Below are 13,715 nucleotides of genomic sequence, written 5' to 3' on the forward strand. Positions count from 1 at the left end.
AATTCCTTAACTCATCAACGCAGCCATTAAAGCTTTTTGCGCATGCAGGCGGTTCTCAGCCTGATCAAAGATCACCGAGTTAGGGCCGTCAATCACGCCTGTGCTGACTTCTTCCTCACGGTGGGCTGGCAGGCAGTGCAGGAAGAGATAATCGCTCTTAGCGCCTTTTACAAGCCCCTCATTAACCTGATAGTCCTTGAATGCCGCTTCACGTGCCTTTTGCTCCTCCTCGAAGCCCATACTCGCCCATACGTCTGTATAGATGACGTCAGCGTCTTGTACAGCTTCTTGCGGGCTGCGAGTGACCACAATCTTCGCTCCGGTTTCTTTAGCGATCTCACGAGCTTCTGCGACAACCGCTGCATCTGGCTCATAACCTTCCGGTCCGGCGATAGATACGTCCACGCCCAGCTTAGCTCCGCCAATCATTAAGGAATGCGCCATATTGTTGCCATCGCCGATGTAAGCCAGCTTCAGGCCCTTGAGCTTTCCTTTGTGCTCATAAATCGTTTGATAATCGGCCAGCACTTGGCAAGGATGTGCCAGGTCACTAAGACCGTTGATTACGGGAATAGAAGCATAACGAGCGAGATCTTCAACCTTGTCATGGCCGAAGGTACGGATCATAATTCCATCGAGATAACGCGACATTACTTGCGCGGTATCTCCAACAGTTTCTCCGCGTCCAAGCTGGATATCATTTTTGCTCAAGAAAAGGGCATGCCCTCCCAGCTGATACATTCCAACTTCAAACGACACACGTGTACGTGTAGAGGATTTTTCAAAAATAAGTCCAATCGTCTTTCCCTTCAGCGGCTGAAATTCTTCGCCATTTTTCTGCTTCTTCTTCAGCTCAATCGCCGAATCAATCAGATACGTAATTTCTTCCGGGCTGTAGTCGTTCAGCTCCAGTAAATCACGGCCTTTCAGTTGCTGCGCAATGGTGTGTTTGTTACTCTGTATGCCCTGACTCATGAGCTTACCTCCCCGTTTGCTTGTTTAGCATAAGTATGAATGAGTTCGCATAGGATGTCCACCGCTTGGTCGATCTCCTCTTTGCTTACATATAGATTAGGCAGCAGACGAAGGACATTAGGACCGGCTGTCACGAACAACAGGCCTTTCTTTTGTCCAGCCAGCACAATATCGCCCACTGGAGTTTGACATTCAATCCCGATCAACAGTCCTTTACCACGGATATCCTTCACAAAAGAACAGTCCGCCAGCTTCTCTTTCAAAAGACCGGTCAGATACTTACCCATATCTTCGGCGCGCTGTGGAAGCTCATCTTCCAGCATCGTCTCAATCGTCGCTGCCATAACAGCTGTTGCTAGCGGTGTTCCCCCGAAGGTGGACGCATGGCTGCCCGCTGAGAAGGCTTCACGCAAATACCCTTTGCCAAGCATTAAACCTGCCGGGAACCCGCTAGCAATCCCCTTAGCCAAGGTGAAAATATCCGGTTCAATTCCATAATGCTGATGAGCGAACAGCTTGCCTGTACGTCCCATGCCTGTCTGTACTTCATCTACAATCAGAAGCAATCCGTGTTTCTTACACAAGGCCACTACAGCGTTCAAGAACTCAGGTTCTACCTCAAGCACGCCACCCTCTGCAAGCACCATCTCCAGCATGATAGCAGCTGTATGATCCCCGATAGCAGCTTCTAACGCTGGGAGATCATGCAAGGGTACAGTCTTGAAACCTGCTGGAAGCGGCAGGAAGCCTTCTTTCACCTTTTGCTGGCCTGTAGCTGTTAGTGTTGCCAGTGTACGTCCATGGAAGGATTGTTCGAATGTGATAACCTCATAACGGTCGACACCTTTAATCTTCTGATGGTAACGACGGGCCAGCTTAATAGCAGCCTCATTCGCTTCTGCCCCGCTATTGCAGAAAAACACTTGATCAGCGCAGCTATTCTCTGTCAGAAGGTTGGCAACTTTGTCTTGTCCCGGAATATGAAACAGATTCGAGACATGCCAGAGCGTATCAATCTGTTCCTTCAGCTTAGCGCCGACTTTTTCAGGAGCATGACCTAGACTGGTCACAGCCAATCCACTGGTGAAATCGAGATACTTATTGCCTTTATCATCCCATACCCAGGTACCCTTGCCTTTAACTAAGCTGAGATCATATCTGGCGTAAGAAGGGAACACTGCACTCAGCTTGCTTGTTGCAACATCCGGTGTACCTGATCCTACTGTATCAGTCTGCTGTGCCCCTGCTTGCGAATCCAACTCTGCTTGTGTAAGCTTGCTCATTCTAAGTCACTCTCCCATCGGCTGCTCCTGTGAACAGGCTGCGCCTCTAATTTGTATTCATCTATGATTCTACGAACGAATAATACGTGTACCTATCGCTTCACCTTGCAGTACTCGACTAAGCACCCGCGGTTCTTTTCCATCCACAATGATAACCTCTGATACGCTGCCCTGAATGCAATCGATAGCTGCCCGCACTTTGGGGATCATGCCACCGTAGATTTCCCCACTTTCGATCAAGGCTTCGATTTCCTGTACAGTAACGGAGGGAAGCACAATCTTTTCACCTTCCACTGTACTCATGATGCCTGGCACATCTGTGACGACGATCATTTTGGGAGACTCCACGTAGGAAGCAACTGCCCCTGCTGCCGTATCTGCATTAATATTGTAGCGCTGGCCTGCCGCATCTACTCCGATAGGTGCAATGACAGGAATATAACCCATCCCAACAATCCCAGTTATGATCTCAGCCTTAACTTCCATTACTTCTCCTACCAAACCTACTTCGGCACTGTTCGCCACTGGTTTAGCAATAATCATATTGCCATCGATGCCCGAAAGCCCCAGAGCCAGACCGCCACTCCCTTGAATTCTCCGGACAATCGCCTTGTTTATACTCCCTGCCAGCGTCATCTCTACAACATCTAGTACTTCCTCGGTGGTTACTCGCAGGCCATTCACAAAGCTGCTTTCAATGCCCAGTTTCGCTAGATTCTCGGAAATGGCTGGCCCTCCACCATGAACAATTACTGGCTGAATGCCCTCCTCCTGCAAATCTCGCAAATCCTCAAAAAAAGAATCAGGTAGAGCGGCAAGCGTACTGCCGCCGCATTTCATTACAAACAATCCACTACCATCTAAAGCATCTATAAGTTCAAGCTCGCTATTTAGCGTCATATGATCGGTATCCTTCCCTTATGGGCTTAACACGCCATAAATTAAGTGCGATATGCGGCGTTAATACGCACATAATCGTAAGTTAGGTCACAGCCCCAAGCCGTTGCTTTTCCGCTTCCATCATGCAGATCTACAGTGATCAGCACAGTTTCACTTTTTTGCAAATAGGCCAAAGCCTTTTCCTCGTCAAAAGCAACTGGCTTCGAGTGCAAAAGCACCTCAATATCCCCTAACGAAATGTTCACATGCTCCGGCGATACCGGAACACCCGCGCGTCCAACCGCAGCAATAATCCGCCCCCAGTTCGCATCCGCTCCAAAAATAGCAGATTTCACTAGACTAGAACCAACCACTGTCTTAGCAATCGCTGCCGCCGCCTCATCATGAACAGCCCCATTCACTTGAACCTCAATCAGGTGAGTTGCACCTTCGCCATCTCGAGCAATCGCTTTGGCAAGCGTCTGGCACACATAAGTGAATCCAGCAGCAAAAGCGTCCCAATCCGGATGCAGCCGTGTCAGCTTCTCATTACCGGCAAGCCCACTCGCCATCGACACTAACATATCATTGGTGCTAGTATCTCCATCGACTGTAATCATATTAAAAGTAACATTCGTAGCTGAACGCAAAAGACTAAGTAAATCCTCCGCTGCAATATCAGCATCCGTAGTCATAAAGCCAAGCATGGTAGCCATGTTAGGATGGATCATTCCTGAGCCCTTTGCAGCTCCGGCAATTGTAACTTCTACACCGCCAACGAGCACCTTCACGGCGATCTCTTTTTTAACTAAATCAGTGGTAAGTATAGCTTGGCAGAATTCCTCCGCGCCAATAGCTCCTCCATCCAGCTTCTCTGGTATTGCAGTAATTCCGCTACGTACGCAGTCCATCTTCAACAGTTCACCGATAACTCCAGTCGAAGCAACAGCCACATCATTAACGGCCACACCTAAATGCTGAGCCGCAGCAGCGCGCATCTCATAAGCATCTGCTTCGCCTTGTTCACCTGTGCAGGCATTGGCATTCCCGCTGTTCACGATAACCGCCTGCAATACTCCGTTCGAAAGGCTTTCCCGAGTCACTTTAAGCGGAGCCGCTTGAAAAACATTCGTCGTATACACGGCCGCAGCCGTTGCCGGAACTTCACACAGAATCACTCCGAGATCGTTGCGATCTGTTTTTTTCAATCCACAATGCAATCCTCCGGACTTAAAACCCTTAGGTGAAGTGATGCTTCCACCCTCCAAGGTGGTAAATAACTCAATCTCGCTCATATTATTTGTACCGCTGATCCTTATGGATACACAGGTGTGTAGCCGAGGCCAAGGGTTTCCTCCCATCCCATCATTAAATTAAGGTTCTGTATTGCCTGCCCTGCCGCACCTTTTACAACGTTATCAATAACGGAAACTATGGTCACCCGCCCTGTACGAGCATCTGTTGCAAATCCGATATCACAATAGTTAGAGCCGCTAACTTCTTTTGTCGCCGGAATCACACCTACATCACGCACCCGCACATATGGCCGGCCCGCATAATATTCACGGTATAAATTCACAAAATCCTGCTCCGTATAATTGTCCGTCATCCCTGCATACATCGTACTCATAATTCCCCGGCTCATCGGCACGAGATGTGTGGTGAACGTTACCGTTACCTTTTCTCCAGCAACCTCTGTGAGTGTCTGCTCAATTTCTGGTATATGTTGATGCTTATTGATTTTATAAGCTTTAAAGTTCTCATTAATCTCTGCATAATGTACCATCAGGCTTGTTCCGCGTCCTGCTCCAGTAACTCCTGATTTCGCATCAATAATAATACTGTCGTGCTTAATCCAACCTGCCTGAATTGCAGGAATTATTCCAAGAAGTGTAGCTGTAGGGTAACAGCCTGGATTAGATATAAAATCAACCCCAGCCGCACGCTCTCCAAACACCTCACAAAGTCCGTATACAGCCTGCTCTAGATATTCATCAGCCGGAGCGGGATGTTTATACCAGTGCTCATACTCTGCACCATCCTTCAATCGGAAATCACCGGACAGATCCACGACCTTAAGTCCAGCTTCCAGCAGCTGCGGCACCAGCTTTGCGCTCACACCCGACGGCGTTGCCGTAAATACCACATCCGCCCGCTCAGCCATCTGAGCCGGGTCAACGCCATCCAGCCTTCGATCAATGATGCCCGTCAAATGCGGAAAACCTTCCTCTATAGCATCCCCTGCACTTGATGAGGAAATTACCGAAGTAATCTCTACCTTAGGATGACTTTGTAGCAGCCGAATCAGCTCTACGCCCCCATAACCCGTTGATCCAACAATCGCCGCTCTCAGCTTGCTTTCCACTGTCATCCCCACTTCCTGCTTATCATGAATTATAATAAATAATATAATGCATACCGTCTTAGAAATATGTATTATTATACGACTCAATTAATATAAATACAACACATAGTGTTAACTTTCTTTATTCTTAAATATAATTCTATTTACAAAAAAAGAGAAGCGTAGCTTCTCCTTTCGGAGAAATTACACTTCTCTTTTAAAGCCTTCACCCAGCACCTCATGCGCCTCAGTTATAATCACAAAAGCACTAGTATCTACCGATTGAACAATCGCTTTTAATCTGGAAACCTCATTCTGACCTACTACAACCATTAGCACCGTACGCTCATCACCAGTATAACCGCCATGTGCATCCAGCTTCGTCAGACCCCGATCCAGATCATTCAAAATCGCCTCAGATATTTCTTCCGTCTTGTCCGAGATTATGTAAGCCACCTTTGTATAACGGAAGCCTACCTCTATCGCATTAATGGCCTTACCTGTAACAAACAGACCGATCAGTGCATACAGTGCTTGTTCCATACCGAGTATAAAAGCAGCCAGCACAATGACCGTCCCGTCCAGCAGTACTACAGAAATCGAGAAGCTGAGACCGGATATCTTTTGAATAATCTGCGCCAAAATAGTAAGTCCACCTGTCGAGCCCCGTCCGCGGAACACAAGACCTAACCCCACCCCCACACAGATACCGCCATAAATGGAGGCTAAGAGTGGATTGGTGGTAGGTGCAGGCAAATCTTTTGTTAACAAGATAAAGAGCGGCAACACAAAGCTCCCAAGGAGCGAGCGAACTCCGTATTGTTTACCCAAGAAGATTACCCCGAGTATAAACAACGGAATATTAAGCGCCCATTGCGTAAATGCCGGTTCAGCTCCAAACCAAGCTTCAGCCAATACCGACAGACCGGATACACCACCAGAAGCAATATGACTAGGCAGAAAAAAAAGATTAAACCCCAGCGCTGTAACTAGCGATCCGAGCAAAATTAACATCGTATCCACCACATGTCGGAGTGGCCCATTCAGAGGAATCAGTGGGGGTTTATTACGTGAATTGACTTTTTGCATTTCAAAGGCTCTCCTTAAAGTGTCATCTTGCTCTACGAAAGAAGAAACGGCCATCCCATCCTAATCCATGAATGGTATCCGTTTCCCCCGAAACTCTCTCTTTTATTCTGCCTCAATCTTGATCTGGCTACGCAAGTAACCATCAATGAATACATCAATATCTCCGTCCATCACAGAACCCACATTCCCCGTTTCCACGGAAGTACGGTGATCCTTAACCATATTATACGGATGGAATACATAGGAACGGATCTGACTGCCCCAAGCAATATCGGATTGCTCGCCGCGAATCTCATCCAAATGCTGTTGCTGTTCTTGCAGTTTACGCTCATACAACTTGGAACGCAGCATCTTCATTGCTTGCTCGCGGTTTTTGATCTGTGAACGTTCGTTCTGACAGGTTACCACCACACCCGTAGGTAAGTGGGTAATCCGCACCGCAGAGTCTGTGGTATTAATATGCTGTCCACCCGCGCCGCTCGCCCGATACGTATCGATCTTCAAATCCTCAGTACGAATTTCAACTTCTACATCATCGGCAATTTCCGGAACGACATCACAGGATACAAAAGAGGTATGCCGTCTGCCCGAAGAGTCAAACGGAGAAATCCGTACTAGCCGATGTACACCTTTTTCAGCTTTCAGATATCCGTAGGCGTTGAAGCCTTTAATAAGTAATGTGACACTCTTGATTCCCGCTTCATCACCCGGTAAGTAGTCCAGCACCTCAACCTTGAATCCACGTTTTTCAGCCCAACGGGTATACATCCGCAGCAGCATCTGGCCCCAGTCTTGGGATTCCGTACCGCCCGCACCCGGATGGAGCTCAAGAATAGCATTCAGCTTGTCATACGGCTGGTTAAGTAGCAATTGCAGCTCGAATTCATCCACTTTGCTGCCTAAACTGCTGATCGTCTCCCCAATCTCTGCCGCAAGACCTTCATCGCCCTCTTCATCCGCAAGCTCCGCCATCATCGCAGCATCGTCGTATTCTTGTTGCAGCTTCTCGTATTGATCCACGGACGATTTCACAGCATTCATCTCGCCGATCACACTCTGTGCCTGCTCTGGATTATCCCAGAAACCTGGAGCAGCCATTTTTTCTTCAAAGTTCGAGATCATCTCTTGCTTAAGATCTAAGTCAAAGAGACCCCCTAAGGTCAGTTAGTTTCTTGCCTATTTCACGCAGATCCTGCTTTACATTAGCTTCAATCATATGGTCACTTCACCTTTCAAAATAGGTTGTTACGGTCGTCGCTATTGGAAAGTTAGTAATGAGTGAATGTTCAGCCATTCCGAGAAGGATTGGTCTTCCGATCGCTGTTGTATCCAGATTCCTTGAATTGATAACCGCATAACGGTTGGAATCCCGAAACAAAGGCGAACACTCCGTTTCTCCAGTTCCAAACCTTCTTTCCATTCCACATTCACTCAAGTACTAAATATCCAAAAAAGCGACTGGGCCGTAAACGGGGGATACCCCCGGGCCCAGCCGCTCTTTATGGTTAGTATACCCATAGAGATCAGGGCTAAAGACTTACATCTTCAACACCTGAATATGAGCGCTACTAAACGTTTGTCTTATGCGTTTTGACCGTGGCAGTTCTTGTACTTCTTGCCGCTTCCGCAAGGGCAAAGATCATTACGACCAGCTGCCGCCTCAACATGTACCGGACGTTTCTCAGCAGGTTCGCTGTTAGTGGAAATTTTATTTTCCTCTACCACGGATTGACGCTCCTGATTTGTCTCGATGTGAGCCTTCATAATATAAGTAGCTACTTCTTCTTGAATCGTAGCCGTCATAGTATTAAACATTTCGAAACCTTCGAATTGATACTCGCGAAGTGGATCTGTACCACCGTAAGCACGCAGGTGAATCCCTTGACGCAATTGATCCATCGCATCGATATGATCCATCCACTTGCTGTCCACGGAGCGCAGCACAATTACCTTCTCGAATTCACGTACCAATTCTGAACCCAGGCGTTCTTCACGAGCAGCATATTTCTCAAGTACACGTTCGAAGATGTACTCAATGATCTCTTCTGCTTCTTTGCCCCACAGAATATCGCGAGTCAAAGCACCTTCTTCAAGCAGCTTGCTGTTTACGTAATCAGCAACTTCTTGCAGCTCCCAGTTTTCAGGAATATCGTCACTGCAGTGTGCGTGAACAATACGTTCAATAACCGGCTTGATCATCTCAAGTACGATATCTTTAATATTTTCAGACTCCAGAATCTCACGGCGTTGTTTATAAATAATTTCACGCTGTTGATTCATAACGTCATCATATTGCAATACGACTTTACGAATATCAAAGTTATTACCTTCAACACGTTTCTGAGCAGATTCCACAGCACGCGTAATCATGCGGCTCTCAATCGGCTGATCTTCCTCAAACCCAAGGCGATCCATCATACTCAAAACGTTGTCAGCGCCGAAACGCTTCATCAATTCATCCCCAAGGGATAAGTAGAATTGTGTAGAACCTGGGTCCCCTTGACGACCCGCACGACCACGCAGCTGGTTATCAATCCGGCGCGATTCATGACGCTCTGTACCAATAATATGCAGACCACCAAGATCTGTCACACCTTCGCCCAGAACGATGTCCGTACCACGACCTGCCATGTTGGTAGCAATCGTAACTGTACCTGGCTGACCTGCATGTGTAATGATTTCAGCTTCCGCAGCATGATGTTTCGCGTTAAGCACTTGGTGTCTAACGCCTTTGCGCTTCAGCATTTCAGATACGAGCTCTGAATTCTCAATCGACACTGTACCCACAAGTACAGGTTGGTTCTTTTTGTGACGCTCTACAATTTCTGCCACAACAGCGTTGAACTTACCGTTCTCACTCTTGTAGACAACATCCGGCATATCTATGCGCTGATTCGGTTTATTCGTAGGGACTTGAAGAACTTCAAGACCATAAATCTTCTTGAACTCTTCTTCCTCAGTTTTAGCTGTACCTGTCATACCACCCAATTTGCGATACATACGGAAATAGTTCTGGAAAGTAATCGTAGCAAGCGTCATGCTCTCATTCTGTACTTCGATTTCTTCCTTCGCTTCAATCGCTTGGTGCAAACCGTCACTATAACGACGGCCTGACATTAAACGTCCCGTAAATTCATCAACAATAACGACCTCACCCTCGTTAACAACGTAATCTACGTCACGACGCATAATTACGTTTGCTTTCAGGGCTTGGACGATATGGTGATTCAAGGTTACATGACTGTGATCATACAAGTTCTCAATCCCAAAAGCACGTTCAGCAGTAGCTACACCTTTTTCAGTCAAGGCTACGGACTTCACTTTGATATCAACTGTGTAGTCTTCTTCAGCTTTAAGCTTTTTCACAAAACGGTCTGCTGCAAAGTACAATTCAGTAGACTTCTCAGCTTGTCCGGAAATGATAAGAGGCGTACGTGCTTCATCAATAAGAATGGAGTCCACTTCATCAATAATACAGAAATAAAGAGGGCGCTGAACCATTTGTTCTTTATAAAGCACCATGTTATCACGCAAATAATCGAAACCAAATTCGTTGTTCGTGCCATACGTAATATCGCAGGCGTAAGCATCTTGTTTATCAGCATGGTCCATACCGCTTAGGTTAACCCCAACCGTCATGCCCAGGAAGTTATAGATTTGTGCCATTTGTGCGCTGTCGCGCTGAGCCAAATAGTCATTGACCGTTACTACGTGTACGCCTTTACCAAGCAAAGCATTTAAGTACACCGGCAATGTTCCTACTAGAGTCTTACCTTCACCAGTCTTCATCTCGGAGATTCGGCCTTCATGCAGGGCCATACCACCAATTAACTGTACATCAAAATGCCGCATGCCAAGCGTCCGTTTGGAAGCTTCACGTACGGTTGCAAACGCCTCAGGAAGAATTTCTTCCAAGGTTTCGCCTTTCTCAATACGGGCGCGGAACTCTTCCGTCTTAGCTTTTAAAGCTTCATCGGATAGTGCTACAAATTCCGGCTCCAATCCATTAATTACATCGACTGTCTTCATGAGACGTTTAACGTCACGATCGTTTGTGTCTCCGAATATTTTCTTTACAAGTCCTAGCATGGTTAACCCCTTTCATGCAACACAGATGGTGGAACCGAGCCCATCCTCACAAAATTGAAAGGGCCATTTATAAATTCGATTCCGCTGCTTCATAAATTGTAACAGTTTGTAAGAGATGCCGCAATACAAGGTGTAACAGCCACATTTTTCATATATACGCACAAGAGCCCTATTCGCTATAAGCGAATAGGGGCTCGGTTTAAAATTCTTAAGTCCTGACTAACTCTCGAGGCCCTTTATACTTAGAGCATAACTGGCATCATCGTATCTTAGCCCTGTTCAATCAGTCCATATTTACCATCATCACGTTTGTAAACTACGCTAACTTCCGAGGTGTCGATATTGGAAAACACAAAGAAATTATGTCCTACCATGTTCATTTGCAGAATCGCTTCTTCTACATCCATCGGCTTCATCGTAAAGCGTTTGTTCCTCACTACTTCTAAATCATCATAATCTTGTTCTTCTACAGCAACAGCGGCACTAGCTCCATCCACAAACAGCGTCTTGAGTCCCTCTTGACGGAACTTCCGATTCAGCTTCGTTTTGTGTTTGCGAATTTGGCGTTCCAGCTTGTCCACAACGGCGTCTATGGAAGCATACATATCATCGCTGCGATCTTCCGCACGAAGCGTCACGCCAGCAAGCGGAATGGTTACTTCCACCGTATGAAGGCCGCGAACTACGCCAAGCGTCACAGACCCTTCAGAGGTAGGGGGTGCTTCGAAATACTTCTCAAGTTTGCTGAGCTTCTTATCAACATACTCTCTCAAAGCGTCGGTCACGTCAATTTGTTGACCTCGAATGGTGAATTGCATGGCCACTCCTCCTTTAGTTACACCTTCATTATACCAAATTGTAAGCGCTAAGTAAAAAGCAATTCCTTACAGCCCTTACATTTAGATAACAAATGTTGTCATAGCGTTCACAAATAAAACAAGTCCGGTAAGAGCAACCCATCGCCCTACCGGACCAAAAGTAAACCTGTCGTTATTATAGTACGAATCCCACTCTTATATTCTCCGAATGAAATCACATAAGGTCAGGCTATTTGGTATGAATTTGAATGATTTCTACAGGGGACCATTGTGAATCAGATCCTGCAATAACATATACCTTATAGGCAGTATTTGCTGCTAACCCAGTTAAAGTCTGTGTATGCTTTACACCTGGAGTAAACGTAAGCGTGTTAGTCCATGGAGCAGCCAATGCAGTACCGCTACCATTTTGACCTAAAGCAATCTGCGTTGCAGTAGGTGCCTTTTCATTTGCTGGCAATACTACATATCTAACTGGAGTTGTATCGCCACCTGTCACACCATATTTAACATATACATCTGCTGTAACTGTACCCACTTGTCCCGGTTCAAAAAGCGAAATCGAACTCGTTGTAGCTTGAGCAGTAGTTAAGCGAACTGTCGTTACAGTAGACAAGTTACCAGTTGCATCCGCAAGCGCGATATATGTTGCATATTCTGTGCCAGGATTCAATCCATAAACAGAGAATGTAACCTTTGTGTTGGCTACAGTCGCAACACTACCATGAATACCACTTGCAGTCCCGTTACTAATTTGTCCTTTTTCCACCTGCAATGCAGTTGGAGCAGTTACATCAGCATTATAAGGAGCTACAACATAGTACACGGCACCAGTTACGGAAGGGGTCAGATATACATCCGCTGTAACCGAACCAACGTTACCATAGGTTGCCCCACTTACTGTTGGCGTTATGACAGTTCCGCCACCACCGTTACCACCACCAGAACCTCCGCCAGTACTCCCACCTGGAGCAGCAGTTGGGGTTGGTGTAGCTGTTGGTGTCGGAGTAGCCGTTGGAGTTGGTGTAGGTGTTACACCACCACCTGTGCCGCTACCAGGATAATAAACAGCTGAAGTATTGATAATGCCTACAGCCTCAGCACGTGTTAACGATCTCTTAGGACCAAAGGTTCCATCTGGATAACCGTTAACAATCTTCTTTTCCACTGCAGCTGCTACAGCACCTTTTGCCCATGCTGCAATTTGTGCATTGTCTTTAAATTTGTTCGAAGTCGTATTAGTGCTCAATTTAAGTAATTTTGCAGTAATCACAGCTGCCTCTTGTCTTGTGAGCGGATTATTAGGACGGAACGTATTATCCTCGTATCCTCCGATATATCCAGCTTCCACGGCTTTAGCCACTTCACTGTAATTCCAGTTTGTGCTTTTCATATCTTTAAAAGTTACTGTTGCTTTAGATGTAAACCCTAACAGGCGATTTACCATAGTCACATACTCACCACGCGTAATTGCCTTATTTGGTTTCACCGTTCCATCTGGGTAGCCTCCAAGGTATCCTCTATCTAGCCATTCCTGCAGCTGACCTTGCGCCCAGTGGCCTTGAATATCCTTAGGTACAGTTGCAGCAGATACGCTGCCGAGAGACCCTAATAACATACTAGTACCTAATATTCCGGTCATAAGACCGCGCCACATCTTCTTCATCCTGCTAATCACCCTCCTAATTGTTTTGATAGCTTAGGCTATATTGAATTTGTTGGTGAATGTAATAACCTAGGCTAACATAGTGTGTGTCGAGGTAAGATAAACAGCTCAACGTATATCTATTACCCACCTTTCGCAGAGTTCTAACATTTTCCATAAAATGAATTTACAAAGTATGCTATTTTCTTTACTAGGATTGGCTATACTAGACACATATGAACGCACAAAAAAAGGATCCTGGAAGATTCCAAGATCCCTGCTAGCGCTGTCTAAATTGCTAACCATCTACTTATATGTAGTTCGGCTTCGCCGGATGATTATAATTTGATTACGTTAGCTGCTTGTGGTCCACGTGCACCTTCAACGATATCGAATTCTACGGATTGACCTTCATCCAATGTCTTGAAACCATCAGTTTGAATCGCGGAAAAGTGTACGAATACGTCGCCACCGTCTGCAGTCTCGATAAAACCATAACCTTTTTCTGCGTTAAACCATTTTACTTTACCTTCCATTGATTAAACATTCCCTTCGTCATCAGATGAACGTGAGTCTTGCTCACAATTCGACTA

General features: G+C 46.2%; 11 protein-coding genes. All 11 read right to left on the reverse strand.

Annotated features, from left to right (window positions below; genetic code table 11):
• Positions 1-6: 6 nt before the first annotated feature.
• The gene (gene argF, locus NYE58_RS33715) at positions 7-975 is read right to left on the reverse strand and encodes an ornithine carbamoyltransferase (RefSeq protein WP_076220547.1); all 969 of its coding nucleotides are present in this window, start codon (positions 973-975) and stop codon (positions 7-9) included.
• On the reverse strand, positions 972-2,258 hold the full coding sequence (locus NYE58_RS33720) for an acetylornithine transaminase (RefSeq protein WP_076220546.1): 1,287 nt from the start codon (positions 2,256-2,258) through the stop codon (positions 972-974). The genes argF and NYE58_RS33720 overlap by 4 nt, the downstream gene beginning before the upstream one ends.
• A 69-nt stretch (positions 2,259-2,327) precedes the next feature.
• Positions 2,328-3,158, reverse strand: coding sequence for an acetylglutamate kinase (gene argB / locus NYE58_RS33725; RefSeq protein ID WP_076220545.1), 831 nt, complete (start codon positions 3,156-3,158; stop codon positions 2,328-2,330).
• Between the two features lie 41 nt (positions 3,159-3,199).
• On the reverse strand, positions 3,200-4,432 hold the full coding sequence (gene argJ / locus NYE58_RS33730; protein ID WP_036678517.1) for a bifunctional ornithine acetyltransferase/N-acetylglutamate synthase: 1,233 nt from the start codon (positions 4,430-4,432) through the stop codon (positions 3,200-3,202).
• Between the two features lie 20 nt (positions 4,433-4,452).
• Positions 4,453-5,502, reverse strand: coding sequence for an N-acetyl-gamma-glutamyl-phosphate reductase (gene argC, locus NYE58_RS33735; protein WP_341004331.1), 1,050 nt, complete (start codon positions 5,500-5,502; stop codon positions 4,453-4,455).
• Between the two features lie 183 nt (positions 5,503-5,685).
• A complete protein-coding gene (locus NYE58_RS33740) occupies positions 5,686-6,570 on the reverse strand; it encodes a YitT family protein (RefSeq protein ID WP_341004055.1) in 885 nt (294 codons plus the stop codon).
• 102 nt (positions 6,571-6,672) lie between these two features.
• Positions 6,673-7,786 (reverse strand): peptide chain release factor 2 gene (prfB, locus tag NYE58_RS33745; RefSeq protein WP_139330096.1). Its coding sequence is split into 2 segments (ribosomal slippage): positions 6,673-7,713 and positions 7,715-7,786, totalling 1,113 coding nucleotides; the frame shifts between segments, so codons are not numbered across the junction.
• A 365-nt stretch (positions 7,787-8,151) separates the two neighbouring features.
• The gene (secA, locus tag NYE58_RS33750; protein ID WP_036678509.1) at positions 8,152-10,659 is read right to left on the reverse strand and encodes a preprotein translocase subunit SecA; all 2,508 of its coding nucleotides are present in this window, start codon (positions 10,657-10,659) and stop codon (positions 8,152-8,154) included.
• Between the two features lie 269 nt (positions 10,660-10,928).
• Positions 10,929-11,477 carry a ribosome hibernation-promoting factor, HPF/YfiA family gene (gene hpf / locus NYE58_RS33755; protein WP_036678506.1) on the reverse strand — a complete coding sequence of 183 codons (549 nt, stop codon included), beginning with the start codon at positions 11,475-11,477 and terminating at the stop codon, positions 10,929-10,931.
• 229 nt (positions 11,478-11,706) lie between these two features.
• Positions 11,707-13,143, reverse strand: coding sequence for an S-layer homology domain-containing protein (locus NYE58_RS33760; RefSeq protein WP_076276901.1), 1,437 nt, complete (start codon positions 13,141-13,143; stop codon positions 11,707-11,709).
• Positions 13,144-13,460: 317 nt separating this feature from the next.
• A complete protein-coding gene (locus NYE58_RS33765) occupies positions 13,461-13,658 on the reverse strand; it encodes a cold shock domain-containing protein (protein WP_019915069.1) in 198 nt (65 codons plus the stop codon).
• Positions 13,659-13,715: the final 57 nt, after the last annotated feature.

It is taken from the genome of Paenibacillus sp. FSL L8-0708, from assembly GCF_038009325.1.
Classification (GTDB): Bacteria; Bacillota; Bacilli; order Paenibacillales; family Paenibacillaceae; genus Paenibacillus_AQ; species Paenibacillus_AQ odorifer.

Coding starts and splice junctions, on each gene's coding strand:
- argF (WP_076220547.1), bottom strand. CDS start 975: ATGAGTCAGGGCATACAGAGTAACAAACACACCATTGCGCAGCAACTG.
- NYE58_RS33720 (WP_076220546.1), bottom strand. CDS start 2,258: ATGAGCAAGCTTACACAAGCAGAGTTGGATTCGCAAGCAGGGGCACAG.
- argB (WP_076220545.1), bottom strand. CDS start 3,158: ATGACGCTAAATAGCGAGCTTGAACTTATAGATGCTTTAGATGGTAGT.
- argJ (WP_036678517.1), bottom strand. CDS start 4,432: ATGAGCGAGATTGAGTTATTTACCACCTTGGAGGGTGGAAGCATCACT.
- NYE58_RS33740 (WP_341004055.1), bottom strand. CDS start 6,570: ATGCAAAAAGTCAATTCACGTAATAAACCCCCACTGATTCCTCTGAAT.
- secA (WP_036678509.1), bottom strand. CDS start 10,659: ATGCTAGGACTTGTAAAGAAAATATTCGGAGACACAAACGATCGTGAC.
- hpf (WP_036678506.1), bottom strand. CDS start 11,477: ATGCAATTCACCATTCGAGGTCAACAAATTGACGTGACCGACGCTTTG.
- NYE58_RS33760 (WP_076276901.1), bottom strand. CDS start 13,143: ATGAAGAAGATGTGGCGCGGTCTTATGACCGGAATATTAGGTACTAGT.
- NYE58_RS33765 (WP_019915069.1), bottom strand. CDS start 13,658: ATGGAAGGTAAAGTAAAATGGTTTAACGCAGAAAAAGGTTATGGTTTT.